At 63.3% G+C, this 18,400-nt stretch carries 20 protein-coding genes and 1 pseudogene; 12 read left to right on the top strand and 9 right to left on the bottom strand.

The window, feature by feature from the left end; all coding sequences use genetic code 11:
- Nucleotides 1-129 precede the first annotated feature (129 nt).
- From RMO95_RS16745 to RMO95_RS16725, 5 genes are read right to left on the bottom strand one after another with little or no spacing between them, the layout of a single operon-like run.
- Nucleotides 130-522 carry a HEPN domain-containing protein gene (locus RMO95_RS16745; RefSeq protein WP_310451793.1) on the bottom strand — a complete coding sequence of 131 codons (393 nt, stop codon included), beginning with the start codon at nucleotides 520-522 and terminating at the stop codon, nucleotides 130-132.
- Nucleotides 506-829 (bottom strand): nucleotidyltransferase domain-containing protein, encoded by a 324-nt coding sequence (locus RMO95_RS16740; RefSeq protein ID WP_310451792.1) that lies wholly within the window; start codon nucleotides 827-829, stop codon nucleotides 506-508. Before RMO95_RS16740 ends, RMO95_RS16745 begins: the two co-directional genes overlap by 17 nt.
- An 8-nt stretch (nucleotides 830-837) precedes the next feature.
- Entirely contained in the window at nucleotides 838-2,160 is a 1,323-nt protein-coding gene (locus RMO95_RS16735) for a homoserine dehydrogenase (protein ID WP_310451791.1), read from the bottom strand.
- Nucleotides 2,160-2,633, bottom strand: a complete 474-nt coding sequence (locus tag RMO95_RS16730; protein ID WP_310451790.1) for a GNAT family N-acetyltransferase — start codon at nucleotides 2,631-2,633, stop codon at nucleotides 2,160-2,162. Before RMO95_RS16730 ends, RMO95_RS16735 begins: the two co-directional genes overlap by 1 nt.
- Complete coding sequence (locus RMO95_RS16725) at nucleotides 2,623-3,849, bottom strand: pyridoxal phosphate-dependent aminotransferase (protein WP_310451789.1); 1,227 nt, start codon at nucleotides 3,847-3,849, stop codon at nucleotides 2,623-2,625. The genes RMO95_RS16730 and RMO95_RS16725 overlap by 11 nt, the downstream gene beginning before the upstream one ends.
- Nucleotides 3,850-4,072: 223 nt before the next feature.
- On the opposite strand from RMO95_RS16725, the gene RMO95_RS16720 reads away from it, so the two are divergent.
- The 11 genes from RMO95_RS16720 to RMO95_RS16670 all read left to right on the top strand — a co-directional run bounded on the left by RMO95_RS16720 (nucleotide 4,073) and on the right by RMO95_RS16670 (nucleotide 14,666).
- Nucleotides 4,073-4,453, top strand: coding sequence for an Mth938-like domain-containing protein (locus RMO95_RS16720; protein WP_310451788.1), 381 nt, complete (start codon nucleotides 4,073-4,075; stop codon nucleotides 4,451-4,453).
- Nucleotides 4,441-6,231 carry a glycosyltransferase family 39 protein gene (locus RMO95_RS16715; protein ID WP_310451787.1) on the top strand — a complete coding sequence of 597 codons (1,791 nt, stop codon included), beginning with the start codon at nucleotides 4,441-4,443 and terminating at the stop codon, nucleotides 6,229-6,231. The genes RMO95_RS16720 and RMO95_RS16715 overlap by 13 nt, the downstream gene beginning before the upstream one ends.
- Nucleotides 6,228-6,599, top strand: coding sequence for an SMR family transporter (locus tag RMO95_RS16710; protein ID WP_310451786.1), 372 nt, complete (start codon nucleotides 6,228-6,230; stop codon nucleotides 6,597-6,599). The genes RMO95_RS16715 and RMO95_RS16710 overlap by 4 nt, the downstream gene beginning before the upstream one ends.
- Complete coding sequence (locus RMO95_RS16705; protein ID WP_310451785.1) at nucleotides 6,596-7,726, top strand: DegT/DnrJ/EryC1/StrS aminotransferase family protein; 1,131 nt, start codon at nucleotides 6,596-6,598, stop codon at nucleotides 7,724-7,726. Before RMO95_RS16710 ends, RMO95_RS16705 begins: the two co-directional genes overlap by 4 nt.
- A 16-nt stretch (nucleotides 7,727-7,742) precedes the next feature.
- A complete protein-coding gene (locus RMO95_RS16700; protein WP_310451784.1) occupies nucleotides 7,743-8,678 on the top strand; it encodes an MBL fold metallo-hydrolase in 936 nt (311 codons plus the stop codon).
- 14 nt (nucleotides 8,679-8,692) lie between these two features.
- The gene (locus RMO95_RS16695; protein ID WP_310451783.1) at nucleotides 8,693-9,643 is read left to right on the top strand and encodes a glycosyltransferase; all 951 of its coding nucleotides are present in this window, start codon (nucleotides 8,693-8,695) and stop codon (nucleotides 9,641-9,643) included.
- Nucleotides 9,640-10,578 (top strand): formyltransferase, encoded by a 939-nt coding sequence (locus RMO95_RS16690; protein WP_310451782.1) that lies wholly within the window; start codon nucleotides 9,640-9,642, stop codon nucleotides 10,576-10,578. The genes RMO95_RS16695 and RMO95_RS16690 overlap by 4 nt, the downstream gene beginning before the upstream one ends.
- A complete protein-coding gene (locus RMO95_RS16685; RefSeq protein ID WP_310451781.1) occupies nucleotides 10,575-11,618 on the top strand; it encodes a bifunctional UDP-4-keto-pentose/UDP-xylose synthase in 1,044 nt (347 codons plus the stop codon). The genes RMO95_RS16690 and RMO95_RS16685 overlap by 4 nt, the downstream gene beginning before the upstream one ends.
- Before the next feature lie 90 nt (nucleotides 11,619-11,708).
- Nucleotides 11,709-12,632: a polysaccharide deacetylase family protein gene (locus RMO95_RS16680; RefSeq protein ID WP_310451780.1), complete on the top strand. Its 924-nt coding sequence runs from the start codon at nucleotides 11,709-11,711 to the stop codon at nucleotides 12,630-12,632.
- On the top strand, nucleotides 12,629-13,120 hold the full coding sequence (locus RMO95_RS16675; protein ID WP_310451779.1) for a peroxiredoxin: 492 nt from the start codon (nucleotides 12,629-12,631) through the stop codon (nucleotides 13,118-13,120). Before RMO95_RS16680 ends, RMO95_RS16675 begins: the two co-directional genes overlap by 4 nt.
- 97 nt (nucleotides 13,121-13,217) lie before the next feature.
- A complete protein-coding gene (locus RMO95_RS16670; protein WP_310451778.1) occupies nucleotides 13,218-14,666 on the top strand; it encodes a PhoH family protein in 1,449 nt (482 codons plus the stop codon).
- Nucleotides 14,667-14,911: 245 nt separating this feature from the next.
- On the opposite strand, the pseudogene RMO95_RS16665 reads toward RMO95_RS16670, so the two are convergent.
- A pseudogene (locus tag RMO95_RS16665) lies at nucleotides 14,912-15,091 on the bottom strand (IS5/IS1182 family transposase); the annotation flags it as partial.
- Nucleotides 15,092-15,143: 52 nt separating this feature from the next.
- Between RMO95_RS16665 and RMO95_RS16660 the strand changes: the two are divergent.
- The gene (locus RMO95_RS16660; protein ID WP_310451777.1) at nucleotides 15,144-15,917 is read left to right on the top strand and encodes a 4'-phosphopantetheinyl transferase family protein; all 774 of its coding nucleotides are present in this window, start codon (nucleotides 15,144-15,146) and stop codon (nucleotides 15,915-15,917) included.
- Between the two features lie 445 nt (nucleotides 15,918-16,362).
- Here the strand turns inward: RMO95_RS16660 and cysC are convergent, their stop codons facing one another.
- The 3 genes from cysC to fabZ are packed head-to-tail and all read right to left on the bottom strand — an operon-like array spanning nucleotide 16,363 to nucleotide 18,170.
- Nucleotides 16,363-17,085 carry an adenylyl-sulfate kinase gene (gene cysC / locus RMO95_RS16655; protein ID WP_409574971.1) on the bottom strand — a complete coding sequence of 241 codons (723 nt, stop codon included), beginning with the start codon at nucleotides 17,083-17,085 and terminating at the stop codon, nucleotides 16,363-16,365.
- Between the two features lie 21 nt (nucleotides 17,086-17,106).
- Nucleotides 17,107-17,736, bottom strand: a complete 630-nt coding sequence (locus RMO95_RS16650) for a hypothetical protein (RefSeq protein WP_310451776.1) — start codon at nucleotides 17,734-17,736, stop codon at nucleotides 17,107-17,109.
- On the bottom strand, nucleotides 17,733-18,170 hold the full coding sequence (fabZ, locus tag RMO95_RS16645; protein ID WP_310451775.1) for a 3-hydroxyacyl-ACP dehydratase FabZ: 438 nt from the start codon (nucleotides 18,168-18,170) through the stop codon (nucleotides 17,733-17,735). Before fabZ ends, RMO95_RS16650 begins: the two co-directional genes overlap by 4 nt.
- Nucleotides 18,171-18,400 lie beyond the last annotated feature (230 nt).

Genomic DNA, 18,400 nt, shown 5'->3' with positions numbered 1-18,400 from the left:
TCCAGGTACGTCACACACTGCTTGCTGTTACGAATGCGCGAATTCAATTCGAGCCTGGCCGCTTTGATTGGCTCCTTTGATTCATTATGTTCTTCCAGCAGCGTTGGGACAGGCCACAAACTTCCAAATTCATTGCACCATCGCAACGGCCCAATTTATCGTCCGGCTGACTGCCTGCAATGTCCATTCGCGGTCGAGCACAGGTTCGCTCTCGTAATCCATCTCGTCATAGCGCAATGCGACGCCGAACGGAGTCAGGCGGCCCAGTTCGTCCGTGTCTGGCGGCATATCCAGTTTCTGGCGCCGCAAAAGCTCCAACAGCATGGCCAGATTGTGGGTGCGTGGATACTCGACACCCTGCCGCGCCAGCACGGCCTTCAGCGCTTTCTCTATCGCCTGTTGCGCGTGAAATCCCAAGATCCAGTCGGGAGCGGCGGCATCCACGGCCAATGTTTTCAGGACATATCCGTCGTCGCGCGCCTTGCCGAGCAAGGCACGGGCGAAATCAATGGGCGAGTTCATATTCCCGACCATCCCGCTTTGCCCGCCAGGCAAGCGTATTCGGAATCTCGCATTGACGCTCGTATTGCTCGCGGCTGATCACCACCACATCGGCAGGTATCAGGTGGCGTCCCAGCAGATTTGACAAGCGCACCATCTCATCCGCCCGGCTGCTGACCTCCGGCTCGACTACCAGCAAGTCGATATCACTGCCACTGTCCGCATCGCCCCTCGCCTGCGACCCGAACACGATCACGCGTGTGCCTGCCGGCACCGCAGGCATAAGGTGCAACAAGGTCAAATCGATCAATGTAGTGGTGCCGGCCATAATGAAGATTATCCCAGTTCTTCCATGCGCAGACGGATCACTTTCTTCTTCACCACTGGCAGCGCTTCGATTTTCGCAATCGCCGCATCGATGTTCTTCTCGCGCGTGATGTGGGTCAGCATGATGATGTCGGTCTGCGATTCGCCCTCGCCCGGCTCGCGCTGGATCATGGCGGCGGTGGAAATCTGCTGGTCGGCCAGGATGCGCGTGATGTCGGCCAGCACACCGGGCTTGTCCTCCACACGCAGGCGCAGGTAATAGCTGGTTTCGACCTCGGACATGGGCAGGATCGGCGTGTCTTCCATCGCATCGGGCTGAAAGGCCAGGTGCGGCACGCGATGCTCGGGGTCCGAGGTATGCAGGCGGGTAACATCGACCAGGTCGGCGATCACGGCCGATGCCGTCGGTTCGGCGCCGGCGCCCTTGCCGTAATACAGCGTGGCGCCGACCGCGTCGCCCTGGACCAGGACGGCATTCATCGCGCCTTCGACGTTGGCGATCAGGCGCTTGCTCGGAATCAGCGTCGGGTGCACGCGCAGTTCGACGCCCGCCTTCCCGTCCATCTGGCGGCGGCGCGTGATGCCCAGCAGCTTGATGCGATAGCCCAGCTGCTCGGCGTATTTGATGTCATCGGCATCGAGGCCGCTGATGCCCTCGATGTACGCCTTGTCGAACTGCATCGGGATGCCGAAGGCCAGCGCCGAAAGGATAGTGATCTTGTGCGCGGCGTCGACGCCCTCGATGTCGAAGGTCGGGTCGGCCTCGGCATAGCCCAGGCGCTGCGCTTCCTTCAGCACGGCGTCGAAGGGCAGGCCCTTGTCGCGCATCTCGGACAGGATGAAGTTGGTGGTGCCGTTGATGATGCCGGCGATCCACTGGATGCGGTTGGCGGTGAGGCCTTCGCGCAGCGCCTTGATGATCGGGATGCCGCCCGCCACCGCTGCCTCGAAGGCCACCATGACGCCCTTCGCGTGCGCGGCGGCGAAGATTTCGTTGCCATGTACCGCCAGCAGCGCCTTGTTGGCCGTCACCACGTGCTTGCCGTTGGCGATGGCGGCGAGCACCAGGTCCTTGGCGATGCCATAGCCGCCGATCAGTTCGATGACAATGTCGATCTCGGGATCGGTGACCACCGAGAAAGCGTCGTCGGTCACTTGCGCGCGGCCGGCGGTGACTTGCCGTGCCAGTTCCAGGTTCTTGTCCGCCACCTTGGTGATGCGGATCGGACGCCCGGCGCGGCGCGTGATCTCCGCTTCGTTGCGTGCCAGGACGGTAAAGGTTCCGCCACCGACGGTGCCGATGCCGAGCAGTCCTACGTTGATTGGTTTCATTAGAGTGTTTTCCTGAAGCAGAAACTGGGAATGACGAAGCCTTCGCGAAAATAAAAGCGATGGGCGGCGCTGCGCTGGGTGCCGGAATCCAGCGTCAACACGTCGCAGCCGAGGGCGCGGGCACGGGCCTCCAACTGCGCCACGAGGAATTTGCCGACGCCCTGCGAACGGTGAGCGGCATCGGTGACCAGATCGTCGATATACAGCCGGCGGCCCTCGTAGGTATTTTCGACCAGGCGCCAGACGGCGACGCCGCGCACCGCCTCGCCTTGCGCCGCCAGGCTCATGCGCGCGCCATTGGCGAAGACCGCCGCCAGGCGTCCGGCATAGTCCGCCGGCAGGCGCTCGCGCAACTGGCGATGCACCGGCTCGGCCCGTGCCAGCCATTCGGGCGCCAGGATTTCGCCGCCTTCGCCGGTGACCTCGACCAGCGCCAGCCCCGCCGCCGATCCGGCAGCCAACTCAGCCGGCATAGCGCTTGCGGTAGCCGTCGAGGAAGCGTGCGATGCGGCCGATGGCCTCGCGCAGATCGTCCTCGTGCGGCAGGAAGACCAGGCGGAAGTGATCGGGATGCGGCCAGTTGAAGCCGGTGCCCTGCACCAGCAGGACCTTTTCCGCCTGCAGCAGCTCGGCGATGAACTCCTGGTCGTCGGTGATCGGGTAGAGCTTCGGATCGAGGCGCGGGAACATGTATAGCGTCGCCTTGGGTTTGACGCAGCTGACGCCGGGAATCGCATTGATCAGTTCGTGGGCCACATCGCGCTGCTTGCACAGGCGGCCGCCCGGCGCCACCAGGTCGTCGATGCTCTGGTAGCCACCCAATGCGGTCTGGATGCCCCACTGGCCCGGCACATTGGCGCACAGGCGCATCGAGGCCAGCATGTCGAGGCCTTCGATGTAGTCGCGTGCATGCTTCTTTTCGCCCGAGACGATCATCCAGCCCGAGCGATAGCCGCAGGAACGGTAGTTCTTCGACAAGCCGTTGAAGGTAATGGTCAGCACGTCCTCCGACAAGGCGGCGACCGAGGTGTGGGTCACGCCGTCGTAGAGCACCTTGTCGTAGACCTCGTCGGCATAGATGATCAGGTCGTTCTGCCGGGCGATCTCGACTATCTCCTTCAGCACCTCATCCGGGTACACCGCCCCGGTCGGATTGTTGGGGTTGATGATGACGATCGCCCGCGTGTTGGGCGTGATCTTGGCGCGGATGTCGGCCAGGTCGGGCAGCCAGCCGGCGCCCTCGTCGCACAGATAGTGGCGTGGCGTTCCGCCGGAAAGGCTCACTGCGGCGGTCCATAGCGGATAGTCGGGAGCGGGCAGCAGGACTTCATCGCCGGTATCGAGCAGGGCATTCATGGCCATGACGATAAGCTCGGAAACCCCGTTGCCGATGTAGATGTCCTCGATCGTGACGCCCTTGATGTGCTTCTGCTGGGTGTAGTGCATCACCGCCTTGCGCGCCGAGAATATGCCCTTGGAATCGACGTAGCCGGCGGCGTTGGGCAGGTTGCGGATCATGTCCTGCTGGATTTCTTCGGGCGAATCGAAGCCGAACGCGGCGAGATTGCCGATGTTCAGCTTGATGATCTTGTGGCCTTCCTCCTCCATCTGCTTGGCGCGGGCCAGCACGGGGCCGCGAATGTCATAGCAGACGTTGTTGAGTTTGGCGGATTTATTCACGGGCTGCATGAGCAACCATCCTTTCGAGGGGGCGATGAAAGCGGCGCTAACGTTGTTTCAGCGAAGGCTAATGTACGCGCAAGCAGACGTTATGCCGGAACTAAAATGTATAATGTTACCGAAGCCCATGCTGCACCGCAAATCCAGATTTGATGCGGCTTTCAGCCTGCCCGTCCCTGCCCGCCCGCCTTGTGGTCTTTTGCCAACCCAGCTGTCAAAATCGCCGTCCCGAATGAAGCTGCATTCCCCTGTCACCGCCGGCCTGCTTGCGATCACCGCCTACGATGCCGAGCACATCGCCGTGAATGGCCGCCGCCTGACAAGAAGCTTCCTGCTGACGCCGCAGCGCCTGATCGAGGACTGGCCGCCGGCGTCCTTCGACAGCCTGACCGAATCCGACCTGCAAGCCGTAGCCGAGCTCGACTGCCCGATCGTGCTGCTCGGCACCGGGCCGCGCCAGCGTTTCCCCGCCCCGGTCCTGCTGCGCTCGCTGATCGAGCGGCGCATGGGCGTCGAAGTGATGGACAGCCATGCCGCTTGCCGCACCTACAATATCCTGATGGCCGAAGGACGTGATGTCGCCGCGGCACTGATCATCGAATGCGCGAGCTAGCTCAACTGCGCGAACTGCGGCGCGGGCCGCTGCTGGCGCTGCTGCTGGCTTTCGTGCTGGTCTGGTTCGGCACGCTGGAGCACCGCCGCCTGATCAATCCCGACGAAGGCCGTTATTCCGAGATTCCGCGCGAGATGGTGGCCAGCGGCGACTGGCTGACGCCGCGCCTCAACGGCATCAAGTATTTCGAGAAGCCGGCGCTGCAGTACTGGGCCACGGCGACAGCCTTCACGATATTTGGCGAGCACCACTGGACCGCGCGCCTGTGGCCGGCGCTGACCGGATTCCTCGGCGTGCTGTTTACCGCCTTCGCCACGGCGCGGCTGTTCGGCCTCCAGGCCGGTCTGATCGCCGGGGCGGTGCTGGCCGGCAGCGTGCTGTGGAATGTCATCGGTCATGTCAATACGCTGGACATGGGCGTCAGCTTCTTCCTCGCCGCCGCGGTGTTCGCGCTGTGCCTGGGACAGCGCGACGAGTCGGATTTGCGCGGCGATTCGCGTGAAAGTCGGCGCTGGCAGGACGCCGCCTGGGTCCTGCTGGCGCTGGCGGTGCTCTCCAAGGGCCTGATCGGGCTGGTACTGCCGGCCGCCACCGTGGTGGTCTACAGCCTGTGGCAGCGGGACTGGGGCTTCATCCGGCGCATTCGCCCGCTGCGCGGCCTGCTGATCCTGCTGGCGATCACCGCGCCCTGGTTCATCGCGGTGTCATGGGCCAATCCCGAGTTCGCCCACTTCTTCTTCATCCACGAGCATTTCCAGCGTTTCCTGACCAAGGCCCACGGCCGCTATCAGCCGATCTGGTATTTCATCCCGATCCTGCTGGTCGGCATGCTGCCGTGGCTGGGCAGCCTGGCGCAGGGACTGGCTGCGGGCAGCCGGCGCGAAGCGGGCCGCCGGTTCCAGCCGCGCCGCTTCCTGCTGGTGTGGGCGGTGCTGGTGTTTGTCTTCTTCTCGGTCTCCAGCTCCAAGCTGGCGTCCTACATCCTGCCGATCTTTCCGGCACTCGCCGCCCTGATCGGCGTGCATCTTGCCGGCTATGCCGCCTCGCGCCGCATCGAATGGCACGCCGTGCCGGCCATCATTGTCGGCGCGGCCTGCCTGTTCCTGGTGCCTTTCGTCACCCGCTTCGCCAGCGAGAAGGTGCCGGTGGCGCTCTACGAAGCCTATCAACCTTGGCTGTATGGGGGATCGGCGGCCCTGCTGCTCGGCGGCCTGCTGGCTTTCTGGCTGGGACGCCAGGGGCGTAGCGTGGGCGCCGTGTTCGCCCTGGCCTTCGGCGGCTTCGCCTTCGGCCAGGGCTTCCTGCTCGGTCACGACACGCTCGGCTCGGTGCACTCCGCCCACGACGTGGCCACGGCGATCCGCCCGCAGGTACAGCCCGACGCCCCCTTCTTCAGCGTAGACACCTACGACCAGACCCTGCAGTTCTATCTCAAGCGCACTACCACCATGGTGGCTTATCGCGACGAACTGGGCTTCGGCATTGCGCAGGAACCGCACAAGTTCATAGCCGACGTCGCCGGCTTCGAGCGCGCGTGGAACGCTGCACCTGTCGCCTGGGCCTTGATGACGCCGGGGATGTGGCAGGAAATGCAAAAGAAAGGGCTACCCATGATCGTCGTCATCCGCGACACCCGCCGTGTCATCGTGCGCAAGAGCCCACCCCCCAACCCCCGCCCCGAGGGCGGGGGTGACGATTGTTCCGCCGCGGGCGGCGCGTCGTCCGTGTCGAACAACGGCCCCGGCTTGGGGCGGCCCTGCACCGGAGCCAAGCCATGAACGCCGTCAGCTTTTCCCTGATCCTCGCCGGCGTGCTGCTCAACGCCGCCGCGCAACTGCTGCTGAAAGCCGGCACCAACGTGGTCGGGCATTTCGAGTTCCATGCCGACAACATCCTGCCGATCGGCCTCAAGCTGGCCTTCCAGCCCTACATCATGACCGGCATGGCCTGCTATGCGGTGAGCCTGGTGGTCTGGATCATGGCGCTGTCGCGCGTCCCCGTGTCGATCGCCTATCCGATGCTGTCGATCGGCTACGTAATCAATGCCTTCGTCGCCTGGCACTGGTTCGGCGAAGCGCTCGCGGCGCAGAAGCTGCTCGGCATCGGCTTCATCGTGGTCGGCGTGTTCCTGGTGGCAAGGTCGTGAGCCTGCCTTTTTTGCCGTTTACCCGGCCCTCGATCGACGAGGAAACCATCGCCGAAGTGGCCAAGGTTCTGCGCTCGGGCTGGATCACCAGTGGCCCCAAGGTGCAGGCCTTCGAGGCGGCGCTGTCCGACTATTGCGGCGGCCGCCCGGTGCGCGCCTTCAACTCGGGTACGGCCACCTTGGAAGTCGCGCTGCGCCTGGCAAGAGTTGGCGCTGGCGACACGGTGATCACCACCCCGCTGACCTGGGTCGCCACTGCCAACGTGATTCTCGAAGTCGGCGCCACGCCGGTGTTCGTCGATGTCGACCCGGTGACCCGCAACATCGATCTCGACTTGCTGGAAGCCGCCATCACGCCGCAGACCAAGGCCGTCATCCCGGTCGATCTGGCCGGGCTGCCGGTCGATCGCCAGCGGCTCCATGCCATCGCCGGCAAGCACAATCTCCGCGTGATCGAGGATGCCGCGCAGTCCTTCGGCGCCTCGTGGCAGGGCCAGCCCATTGGCGCGTCGTTCGGCAACGGCAGCGACTTCGTCTCCTTCAGCTTCCACGCCAACAAGAACCTGACCACCTCCGAGGGCGGCGCCCTGGTGCTGCCGGCCGACATCGACCCCGGCCTCTGCGAACGGCTGCGCCTGCAGGGCGTGCGGCGTTTCCCCGACGGCGGCATGGACGTCGATGTGCTGGGCGGCAAGTTCAACCTGACCGACATCGCCGCCACCATCGGGCTGGGCCAGATGAAGCACCTGGCCGCCTTCAGCGCCCGCCGCCGCGAGCTGGCGCGCCGCTATTTCGAGCTTCTCGACCCGGCCCTGGGCCTGCAACTGCCGCCGGCCGACTTCGGGAATTGCAACTGGCACATGTTCCAACCGCTGCTGCCGGCCGCCGTCGACCGCGGCCAGTTCATTGCGCGCATGAAGGAACTGGGCATCGGTGTCGGCGTGCACTATCCGGCCCTGCACCTGTTCAGCCTTTACCGGAAACTCGGCTTCAAGGACGGCGACTTTCCGCATGCCGAAGATATCGGGCGCCGCACCATCACCCTGCCGCTGTTTCCGGCCATGACCGATGCCGACGTGGATCGCGTCTGCGTCGCGGTCAAGCACATCCTGCCGCAATGCCACTGACGGAGACTCATCCCACATGACCGCCCTGCTGCGCCTTGTAATGCTGTTTTTCATGCTGCCCCTGGCAGCCTCGGCCGCCGAGTTGCGCGACTACGCTGCGGCTCAGGTTGCACCGCATACCTGGGTGATCCACGGCCCGCTGGCCGATCCCACGGTCGAGAACCAGGGCTTCATGAACAACCCGGCCTTCGTCGTGACCAAGGACGGCGTGGTGGTGATCGACCCGGGTTCCAGCGAGCAGGCCGGCCGCATGGTGCTGCGCCAGATCCGCAAGATCACCGCCAAGCCGGTCACCCACGTGCTCAACACCCATGTCCATGGCGACCACTGGCTCGGCAACCAGGCGATCCACGATGCCTATCCGCAGGCGCAGATCATGGCCCACCCGGAGATGATCCGCGCCGCCACGGGCGGCGCGGCCACCCGCTGGCTCGACATCATGGACCGGCTGACGCAGGGCTTCACGCGCGGCACCCGCGCCCTGATCCCGACCATCGCCGTCGTCGAAAGCCAGACCTTCAGCGCCGGCGGCATCGAGTTCCGCATCCACGCGCCGGAGAAAGCCCATTCCAGGACCGACATCATGATCGAGGTGGCCAGCGAGTCCCTGGTTTTCCTCGGCGACAATGTGTTGAACGGCCGCTTCGGCCAGATGGACGACGGCACTTTCCAGGGCAGCATCGCCGCCTGCGAGCGCGCCCTGGCGATCCCCGTCAAGGTCTTCGTCCCCGGCCACGGCAAGACCGGCGGCCGCGAAATCGTCGGCGCCTACCGCGGCTACCTGGCCGCGCTGCTGGGAACCGTCAAACGCGAATACGACGCCGGCAAGCAGGATTACGAAATGAAGAACACCGTGAAGGCAGCCGTAGCCGCCTATACCCGATGGGAAGGCTTCGACCAGCACTTCGGCCGCCACATCAGCGTCGCGGTGCTCGAACTGGACGCCATGTAGGCCGAGCGAACACCATGACCATCCCCGCAGTCTCCATCGTCATCCCGGTCTATAACGAGGAAGCCGGGCTCGGCCACTTGTTCGAGCGCCTCTATCCGGCCCTCGACACCCTCGGTGAGACCTATGAAGTCGTCTTCGTCAATGACGGCAGCCGCGACCGCTCGGCGGCGATCCTGCGCCAGCAGTTCGAGACGCGACCCGAGGTCACCCGCGTCATCCTGCTCGGCGCCAATGCCGGCCAGCACATGGCGATCATGGCCGGCTTCGAACATTGCCGCGGCGAGATCGTCCTCACCCTGGACGCCGACCTGCAGAACCCGCCCGAGGAGATCGGCAAGCTGATCGCGAAAATGCGCGAAGGCCACGACTATGTCGGCAGCATCCGCCGCAAGCGCCAGGACAGCCTGTTCCGCACCTGGGCCTCGAAAGCCATGAACCGCCTGCGCGAAAAGATCACCCGCATCAGGATCACCGACCAGGGCAACATGCTGCGCGCCTATTCGCGCGGCGTGGTGAATGCCATCAACAGTTGCAAGGAAGTCGCCACCTTCATCCCGGCCCTGGCCTACAGCTTCGCCCGCAACCCGGCCGAAGTCGTGGTCGAGCACGAGGAGCGCGCCGCCGGCGAATCCAAGTATTCGCTCTACAGCCTGATCCGCCTCAATTTCGACCTGATGACGGGCTTTTCGCTGGTCCCGCTGCAATGGTTTTCCATGCTCGGCATCGCGGTCTCGCTCGGCTCGGCCGCGCTGTTCGTGTTGCTGATCGTGCGCCGCCTGATCATCGGCCCGGAGGCGGAAGGCCTGTTCACCCTGTTCGCGCTGATGTTCTTCCTGATCGGCCTGGCCCTGTTCGGCATCGGCCTGCTCGGCGAATACATCGGCCGCATCTACCAGCAGGTACGCCACCGGCCGCGCTACCTGATCGAGGCGATCCTGGAAAGCGGCGACCAGACTCCCTCATGAGCAAGGCGATCGTATTTGCCTACCACAACGTGGGCGTGCGCTGCCTGTCCGTGCTACTGGCGCATGGCGTCGATGTGCTGCGCGTGGTCACGCACACGGATAATCCGGCCGAGACCATCTGGTTCGACAGCGTCGCCGAACTCGCCGCGCGCCACGGCATTCCGGTCATTACGCCGGAGGACCCGAACGATCCCGCGCTGGTCGCCGAACTGGCGTCGCTGCAGCCCGATTTCCTGTTCTCCTTCTACTATCGGCTGATGCTGAAAGCGCCGCTGCTGGCGCTGCCGAAATCCGGCGCATACAACATGCACGGCTCGCTGCTGCCCAGGTATCGCGGCCGCGTGCCGGTGAACTGGGCGATCATCCACGGCGAACGGGAAACCGGGGCCACTTTGCACCAGATGGTGGAAAAGCCCGACGCCGGCGGCATAGTCGCGCAGCAGGCGGTGCCCATCCTGCCCGACGACACGGCATTCGAGGTCTTCAACAAGGTCACGCTGGCCGCCGAAATGGCCCTGGATGGCGTACTGCCCGACCTCCTGGCCGGTCGTGCGGTCGCCAAGGCGCAGGACCTCGCTGCCGGCAGCTACTTCGGCGGGCGCCGTGCCGAGGACGGCCGCATCGACTGGACCCAGCCGGCCGCCGCGGTGCACAACCTGATCCGCGCCGTCGCGCCGCCTTATCCGGGCGCATTTTCGGATACCGCCCAGGGCCGCCTCCAGGTGCTGCGCTCGCTGCATCCGAGCGGCGAAAAAGGTCCCTACAGTGGCCGTCCGACCCTGTTCATACGCAATGGGCATCTATATGCCGAATGCGGTGACGGAGGGCTTTTGCGCCTGCTCGCGGTAGAATTGGCAGGTTCGCCGCTGGGCGCTTTTTCAGCGGACAACCAGATCAACGCAATTTTTGGAACCCCGACACTCTCCCTGTCATGAAAAAGATACTCATCCTCGGCGTCAACGGCTTCATCGGCCACCACCTTTCCCAGCGCATCATGGACACCACGGACTGGGAAGTTTATGGCATGGACATGAACTCAGAGCGCGTCACCGAGTTGATGCAGAACCCCCGCTTTCATTTCTTCGAAGGCGACATCATGATCAACAAGGAGTGGATCGAGTACCACGTCAAGAAATGCGACGTGATCCTGCCGCTGGTGGCCATCGCCACCCCGGCCACCTACGTCAAGGAACCGCTGCGCGTCTTCGAACTCGACTTCGAAGCCAACCTGCCCATCGTCCGCCAGGCGGTCAAGTACAAGAAGCGCGTGATTTTCCCGTCCACCTCCGAGGTCTATGGCATGAGCCAGGACCCGGAATTCGATCCGGAAAACTCCAACCTGGTGCTGGGTCCGATCAACAAGCCGCGCTGGATCTACTCCTGCGCCAAGCAGATGATGGACCGCGTGATCCACGCCTACGGCCAGCAGGAAGGCCTCGAATACACCCTGTTCCGCCCCTTCAACTGGATCGGCCCGGGCCTCGACTCGATCCATACGCCGAAGGAAGGCAGTTCGCGCGTGATCACCCAGTTCCTCGGCCACATCGTGCGCGGCGAGCCGATCAAGCTGGTCGACGGCGGCGCCCAGAAGCGCTCCTTCACCTATGTCTCGGACGGCATCGATGCGCTGATGAAGATCATCGAGAACAAGGACGGCGTTGCCAGCGGCAAGATTTACAACATCGGCAATCCGAAGAACAACTACTCGATCCGCGAACTTGCCACCCTGATGCTCGACCTTGCCAAACAGTACCCGGAATATGCAGCCAGCGTCGCCCAGGTGCAGGTGCTCGAAACTACCTCCGGCGAGTATTACGGCAAGGGCTACCAGGACACCCAGCACCGCGTACCGAAGATCAGCAACACCATGGCCGATCTGGACTGGGAACCCAAGGTCAGCTTCGAGTCCGCCCTACGCAGCATTTTCGAGGCCTATCGCAACGATGTGGCCGAAGCACGCAAGCTGATGGATTGAGCTTCCAGTATGGCCCCCCACGCTCGCATAACGCTCGCTGCCCCCCACGGGGGGGCGCCTGCCCTCTAGGGACGGCCCGTCGAGGGCAGGATGAAGCTCGCACTGAAAATCGATGTCGACACCTGGCGCGGCACCCAGCAAGGGGTGCCGCGACTGGTGCAGATCCTGCGTCGCCAGCGCGCCGATGCGAGCTTCCTGTTCTCGCTCGGCCCCGATCACACCGGCCGCGCCATCAAACGCGCGTTTCGCCCTGGCTTCATGAAGAAGGTCCAGCGCACTTCGGTGATTTCCCATTACGGTGTCAAGACCCTGATGTACGGCACGCTGCTGCCGGGCCCCGACATCGGCCGCCACGGCGCCGACATCATGCGCGCCACGCGCGACGCCGGCTTCGAAACGGCGATCCACTGCTGGGATCACGTCAAATGGCAGGATGGCGTGGAAAAGGCCGGATCCGCCTGGACCGAAGCCGAAATGCGGCGGGCGCACCAGCGCTATGCCGAGATATTCGGCAGCGAAGCCCCCGGCCACGGTGCCGCCGGCTGGCAGATGAACGCGCACGCGCTGCGCCTGACCCAGCGCCTGGGCTACCGCTGGGCCTCCGACTGCCGTGGCACGCATCCCTTCGTCCCGGTGTGGAACGGCGAGATCGTCGCCTGCCCGCAATTGCCGACGACGCTGCCGACGCTGGACGAGCTGGTCGGCACTGACGACCTCACGCCGGACAACGTACACCTGTCCCTGTTGCGCCTCACGGCGCAAAACGTCAAGGATCACGTATTCACGCTGCACGCCGAACTGGAAGGACTCAAGTTCGGCGACACCCTGGAACGCCTGCTGACAGGCTGGCGCGAACAGGGCTACGAACTGGTATCGCTGGGCAAGATGCGCGACGCGCTCGACCCGGCGCTGCTGCCTCGCCACGAAATGGTCCGCGGTGAAATCCCGGGCCGCGCCGGCAAGCTGATGCTGCAGGGCGAGGAATTTCTGTCAACATGGAAGGAAGCTGCATGACCGAAACTTTCAAATCCAATCCCCCCGCCCCCTCTGCGGTCGGGCTGCGTGTTCCCGATTTCACGGTGCCCGCGACCGGCGGCGAATTCACCCTGTCCGCGTTTCAGGGCAAGCCGCTGGTGCTGTACTTTTATCCCAAGGACAATACGCCGGGCTGCACCACACAGGCGCAGCAGTTTCGCGATTTGCACGACGAGTTCGTCAAGGCCGGCTGTGTCGTGGTCGGCGTCTCGCGCGATGCACTGAAGTCGCACGAAAGCTTCAAGGCCAAGCTGGGGCTGCCCTTCGAACTGATTTCCGACATCGAAGGCGTGCTCTGCCGCATGTTCGACGTGGTCAAGAACAAGATGCTCTACGGCAAGAAGGTACTCGGCATCGAGCGCAGCACCTTCCTCATCGACGCCAACGGCTGCCTGCGCCAGGAATGGCGCGCGACCAAGGCCGACGGCAACGCCGCCACTGTCCTCGAGGCCGTGCGCAAGCTGTAATCGGGAACAGCGCCCGGTTTCGGGCCGTTCCCTCGCTCTTTCCCAACAGGGCGGCTGGCTATCTTGAGCTGGCCCCCTCCCCTGCCCCGAGGCTTTCATGAACGCCAAGCGCGCCAAGACTCCAACGACCCCTGCCACCAAGCTGTTCGTGCTCGACACCAATGTGCTGATGCACGACCCCTTGAGCCTGTTTCGCTTCGAGGAGCACGACATCTACGTGCCGATGATGACCCTGGAGGAACTCGACGCCAACAAGAAGGGCATGTCGGAAGTCGCGCGCAATGCGCGCCAGGCCAGCCGTCTGATGGACGAGATCGTCACTGGCGCCGAGCACCACATGGCTCACGGCATCGACCTCAGCGGTCCCTCGCGGAAACTGGCGACCGGCCACCTGTTTTTCCAGACCGAAGCCATCAACGGCATCCTGCCGATTTCGCTGCCGACCGCCAAGGCCGACAACCAGATCATCGGCGTGGTCATGCATCTGGGCCAGAAGTTTCCCAAGCGTCCGGTCATCCTGGTCTCCAAGGACATCAACATGCGCATCAAGGCCCGCGCGCTGGGCCTCGAAGCGCAGGATTACTTCAACGACAAGGTGCTGGAGGATACCGATCTCCTCTACACCGGCACCCGCGAACTGCCCGCGAATTTCTGGGACAGTCACGGCAAGGGGCTCGAATCATGGAAGAAGGACAGCCGCACCTATTACCGCATCAAGGGACCGCTGTGCCCGGAGATGCTGGTCAATGAGTTCGTCTGGCAGGAAGGCCCGCAACCCCTGCAGGCCTGGGTAAGAGTTGGCGCTGGCAAGACGGCGGAACTCGAAACCCTGATCGACTACAGCCACGCCAAGAACGCAGTCTGGGGCATCACCGCGCGCAACCGCGAACAGAACTTCGCGCTCAACCTGCTGATGAATCCGGACATCGATTTCGTCACCCTGCTGGGTCAGGCCGGCACCGGCAAGACCCTGCTGACGCTAGCCGCAGCGCTGACGCAGACGCTGGAGACCAAGCTCTTCGCCGAAATCATCATCACCCGCGTCACGATTCCGGTCGGCGAGGACATCGGCTTCCTGCCGGGCACGGAAGAAGAAAAAATGACGCCGTGGATGGGCGCGCTGGAAGACAACCTCGACGTGCTCAACAAGCCGGCCGAGGCGCCCGCCGGACCGGGCGGCAGTGCCGGCACCTACGGCGGCGACTGGGGACGTGCCGCGACCATGGACCTGATCCGCAGCCGGATCAAGATCAAGTCGCTCAACTTCATGCGCGGCCGCACCTTCATGAACAAGTTCCTGATCATCGACGAAGCGCAGAACCTGACGCCGAAGCAGATGAAAACCCTGATCACCCGCGCCGGCCCCGGCACCAAGGTGGTCTGCCTGGGCAACATCGCCCAGATCGACACGCCCTACCTGACCGAGGGCAGTTCAGGCCTCACCTACGTGGTGGATCGCTTCAAGGGCTGGGCGCATTCCGGCCACGTCACGCTGCAGCGCGGCGAACGCTCGCGCCTGGCCGATCACGCGGCGGAAGTGCTGTAGGACTCTACGAACTCAGTTCCTGTACGCGGCGGACCCCGAAGCAAATTTTAATTCCGGCCGGCGCTTCGCGCCTTAACTTGCGTTCCGCATTTAGCCTGCACTGAAATTTATTTAATCTGCTGAATAAGCCGTCGCAAAAAATGGCGACGAACTGAAAATGAGACGGAATTGTGACGGAAATGCCATTTTCATTGGATAGTTGGCCTTTTCCGACCCAGGATGCAGGGGATTTCCTCTCATCCCGCTCATGTCGGACGCACCTCTCCCGTCAGAGGGCGTTCCCATTTACTGACGTTGAGCACGGCCAGCATCGCGAAGGTGCTGTTGGCATTCTGCGCCAAACCGCGAAAACGCGCTTTGGAAAAGCCCCAGAGACGTTTCACGGTAAGGAATGGCTGCTCGACCTTGGACCGAGCCATTGTCCGGCCAAGGCTGCGTAACGTGGGATGCGACAAGCTCCGGGAGCTTCGGCCGCCCATGATCACGATTGAGCCAGAGGACGTGCACCTCTGGGCGATATTCGATCACGAGCGGATCGCCGACAGCCTCGTCGACCACTACCGCTGCGCCATCCTGAATGACGAAGAGCGTCGCAGGGAAGTCGGCTATCTTGCAGCCTCGGCGCGCCGCCAGTACGTGATCGCCCGGGCGCTACTGCGCACCGCCGTCGCGCAATGTGCCGGACTCGATCCGACCGAACTGGTTTTTAGCGCTTCCGCGTCCGGCAAGCCCGCTCTGGCGGGCCAGCATGCCAATGCCGGATTGATCGAGTTCAGCATCTCCCACACGGCAGGAGCGATCGTCCTCGGCGTCGCCCAAAACCGCAGGATCGGCGTAGATGTGGAACGGGTGAAGACGCGGTGCTTCAGTGCGCAATCACTGGGCCGCTTCTTTGACGAAGACGAATGCACGGCTATCATGGCGGAGCCACACAGCATGCGCCCGGCCGTGTTCTGCAGGTACTGGACCCTGAAGGAAGCCTATGTGAAGGCGGTCGGCGCAACCCTGCCGACCGCGCTGCGCAGCGTGCGTTTTGCTCTCTACGAAGGGCGCATAGCGGCGGTTTTTCCGCCGGCCCTCTCGCCCGGACCACGATGGCATTTTCGGCTGTACCAGCCGACCAGCGACCATCTGCTGTCTCTCTGTGTGGAAGCGCCGGACGGTCGCGACATGCGTTGCATTCCGCATCAGGAAATGTCGCCCGTCGCCGAAAACGGCGCCGACTGGCCGATGCTGCTCGACTCACAATGAGCGACCGCCGCGAGGCGGCAATCCGCCGAGTTTTCTTCAGTCAATATTGATCGTGGGGTAGGAGTCACGGACTCAGGAAGACTGATTCAGAAATATCTGAGTCCTTGACTTGATGGCTTCCTCGCATTTTTCCTGAATCAACGGCATAAACATCCTCTGCGGTTTCACTCACCAGGCGACACCGTTCATGACCGACTTCATCATCAAGCGGTTGCCCTACTATTTCAGCAGCTAGGCTGACCTGTCCTTGGTGGGGCAATACCTCAAGACCGACCTAGAACTTCTTTGTCTGGGCAACAACGCTTCTGAAGCGGTCGAAGCCTTTCGGGGTGATGCCTTTGTCAAGCGCGCCCCAGCCCTGTGCGCTTTGCATGCTTTTGCTGGATGAGCCAATGTTCCACTGCTTCAAATGAGTGATCTCGAAGTTCAGGGCGTGGTTTTTGTTTTACTCAAAAGGCGTTCTACTGGCAGAAAATGCTGACGACGGTAGGATGCCCTTGTTCTCCAGCCAGGCCTCCAGCAGTGCGGCGGCCCGGCCAGCGTCCAGCGCGACGGTGTCGATCGCGATTTCCGGCGACTCCGGCGCCTCATAGCGGGAGCCGATGCCGGTAAAGTTGGGGATATATCCGTTCCTCGCCCTGCGGTAAAGCCCCTTCGGGTCCCGCTGTTCGGCCACGCCCAGGGGCGTGTCGATAAATACCTCGGTAAATTCGCCCGCTTCGAAAAGCCCGCGCGCCAGCGCGCGCTCGGCGCGGAACGGCGAGATGAAGGCGGTAATTACGATCAAACCAGCATCCACCATCAGCTTCGCGATCTCGGCCACGCGCCGCATGTTCTCGACCCGGTCGGCATCGCTGAAGCCGAGGTCTCTGTTGATACCGTGGCGCACGTTATCGCCGTCCAGCAAGTAGGTATGGCATCCGCGCGCGTGCAGCCGCCGCTCCAGCAGGTTGGCGATAGTCGACTTGCCGGCGCCGGACAGTCCGGTCAGCCAGAGCACGCCGGGCTTTTGCAGCTTTATGCGGGCGCGCAACAGCTTGTCGATGTCCATCCGGTGGATGTGCACATTGGCGGCTACCACGTCAATGCCATGACTGTCGTGAGCGCCGGACTCGCGAGCGGGTGCGCTGCTGTTCGGAATGCTGATGGTTTGGGCGGGTATGTACATGGTCTCGGTTGGGCAGGAACCTTACCGCTTGCTCCAGATGTCTTCGGCAAGCTGCTGGTTCAGGCGGCGAGCGTGGGCAAGATATATCGCGCCCTTCAGCGGCTGCGCCGCACTCGTCAGCACCGCCAGCCAAGCGTAGACGAGGGCCTTGCTGTGACCGTCGAGCTGTTCGAAGTCCGGGCGCGTGAGCAGGCTTTCCAAGTTTGCCTGCGCCGCTGCCCGGCGCTTGAACAGCTTCGGCACCGAGGCATTGGTAATACCGCTGACCAGAAGGACTTCAACCGCGACGGGGTCGGGCACGCGCGGCGCAGAAGCCGCCAGCATGGCCACCGCCCGGTCGAGCAGGCTGAAGCCCTTGTCGATGTAAGCTAGTCTCTTCCAGGGTGTGGTCGCCTTCGCGCCCTGTATCGTGCGCACGCTACCCATGTATGCGATGGCCAGCGGCGAGCCGGAGTTGTCGGCGAGATAGTCCTCGACGATGGCCACGGCAACATCGGGGCTGGACTTGCCGTCCCGCAGCCCGTTGAATGCGCTGCGTACATCGGCCAAGCTGGCGGCGGCAGCCGTGCCCAACACGAGCGACAGAGCGGCGGCCGTCAGAGTCTGCAGCATGTGGCGCGCCGGACTGGTGCGGAGGCGCAGAACGTTCATATCATCGCCACGGTGATCTCAGCCGTCGCCACCACCGTCTTGCCGACGGTGGCGTGGGCGAAGATCTTTATCAGCTTGCCGAGCCGCTTGATCAGGCGCGCCTTGATCACCAGTTGGTCGCCCGGCACCACCGGCTTTTCAATTTTCAGGTTCATGCCGATCAGGAAGGCTTTGCCGCCCATCGATTCAGCACCTTCGGCGCCGGGTTCGCCGATGAACGCCGCAGCCTGGGCCATGGCTTCGCCGATCAGCACGCCGGGCACGATAGGCTCGGCGGGAAAATGGCCCTGGAAGTAGGGTTCGTTGATGGTGATGTTCTTCAGCGCGACCACTTCATTCCGGTTGCGCTCCAGGACGCGGTCTATCATCAGGAACGGATAGCGGTGCGGTAGTCTCTTCCTGATTTCGGAGATGCCAAGCGCGGTGTTTTCCATGGTTTTTATACAGGTTAATAGAAAGGATGGAACCAGTTGGTCACTCGACGGCGCAGGCATCGGCCGGCTCGGGCCGGATGCTGCGCGACGTGCTCTGGGCGGCCTGCACCGAAGCCGGCATAGACAGGCGCGCGCGGGTAAGTATCGATGACAGAAATATCTCCGTTACTAGGGCCTGTTCTCAATCATGCGGACAGTGCTATGCCATATGCAACTGAGGTCGAATAAAT

Origin of the sequence: Sulfuritalea sp., assembly GCF_031426875.1 — a bacterium.
Taxonomy (GTDB): domain Bacteria; phylum Pseudomonadota; class Gammaproteobacteria; order Burkholderiales; family Rhodocyclaceae; genus Sulfuritalea.
This window is presented reverse-complemented; position numbering and strand designations above follow the sequence as displayed.

What these genes read in the sequence shown, in the direction of transcription:
- fabZ (WP_310451775.1), bottom strand. Translation starts at nt 18,170, where the DNA reads ATGGAAAACACCGCGCTTGGCATCTCCGAAATCAGGAAGAGACTACCG.
- RMO95_RS16670 (WP_310451778.1), top strand. Translation starts at nt 13,218, where the DNA reads ATGAACGCCAAGCGCGCCAAGACTCCAACGACCCCTGCCACCAAGCTG.
- RMO95_RS16695 (WP_310451783.1), top strand. Translation starts at nt 8,693, where the DNA reads ATGACCATCCCCGCAGTCTCCATCGTCATCCCGGTCTATAACGAGGAA.
- RMO95_RS16725 (WP_310451789.1), bottom strand. Translation starts at nt 3,849, where the DNA reads ATGCAGCCCGTGAATAAATCCGCCAAACTCAACAACGTCTGCTATGAC.
- cysC (WP_409574971.1), bottom strand. Translation starts at nt 17,085, where the DNA reads ATGTACATACCCGCCCAAACCATCAGCATTCCGAACAGCAGCGCACCC.
- RMO95_RS16690 (WP_310451782.1), top strand. Translation starts at nt 9,640, where the DNA reads ATGAGCAAGGCGATCGTATTTGCCTACCACAACGTGGGCGTGCGCTGC.
- RMO95_RS16650 (WP_310451776.1), bottom strand. Translation starts at nt 17,736, where the DNA reads ATGAACGTTCTGCGCCTCCGCACCAGTCCGGCGCGCCACATGCTGCAG.
- RMO95_RS16680 (WP_310451780.1), top strand. Translation starts at nt 11,709, where the DNA reads ATGAAGCTCGCACTGAAAATCGATGTCGACACCTGGCGCGGCACCCAG.
- RMO95_RS16720 (WP_310451788.1), top strand. Translation starts at nt 4,073, where the DNA reads ATGAAGCTGCATTCCCCTGTCACCGCCGGCCTGCTTGCGATCACCGCC.
- RMO95_RS16730 (WP_310451790.1), bottom strand. Translation starts at nt 2,633, where the DNA reads ATGCCGGCTGAGTTGGCTGCCGGATCGGCGGCGGGGCTGGCGCTGGTC.
- RMO95_RS16675 (WP_310451779.1), top strand. Translation starts at nt 12,629, where the DNA reads ATGACCGAAACTTTCAAATCCAATCCCCCCGCCCCCTCTGCGGTCGGG.
- RMO95_RS16660 (WP_310451777.1), top strand. Translation starts at nt 15,144, where the DNA reads ATGATCACGATTGAGCCAGAGGACGTGCACCTCTGGGCGATATTCGAT.
- RMO95_RS16735 (WP_310451791.1), bottom strand. Translation starts at nt 2,160, where the DNA reads ATGAAACCAATCAACGTAGGACTGCTCGGCATCGGCACCGTCGGTGGC.
- RMO95_RS16715 (WP_310451787.1), top strand. Translation starts at nt 4,441, where the DNA reads ATGCGCGAGCTAGCTCAACTGCGCGAACTGCGGCGCGGGCCGCTGCTG.
- RMO95_RS16710 (WP_310451786.1), top strand. Translation starts at nt 6,228, where the DNA reads ATGAACGCCGTCAGCTTTTCCCTGATCCTCGCCGGCGTGCTGCTCAAC.
- RMO95_RS16745 (WP_310451793.1), bottom strand. Translation starts at nt 522, where the DNA reads ATGAACTCGCCCATTGATTTCGCCCGTGCCTTGCTCGGCAAGGCGCGC.
- RMO95_RS16740 (WP_310451792.1), bottom strand. Translation starts at nt 829, where the DNA reads ATGGCCGGCACCACTACATTGATCGATTTGACCTTGTTGCACCTTATG.
- RMO95_RS16685 (WP_310451781.1), top strand. Translation starts at nt 10,575, where the DNA reads ATGAAAAAGATACTCATCCTCGGCGTCAACGGCTTCATCGGCCACCAC.
- RMO95_RS16700 (WP_310451784.1), top strand. Translation starts at nt 7,743, where the DNA reads ATGACCGCCCTGCTGCGCCTTGTAATGCTGTTTTTCATGCTGCCCCTG.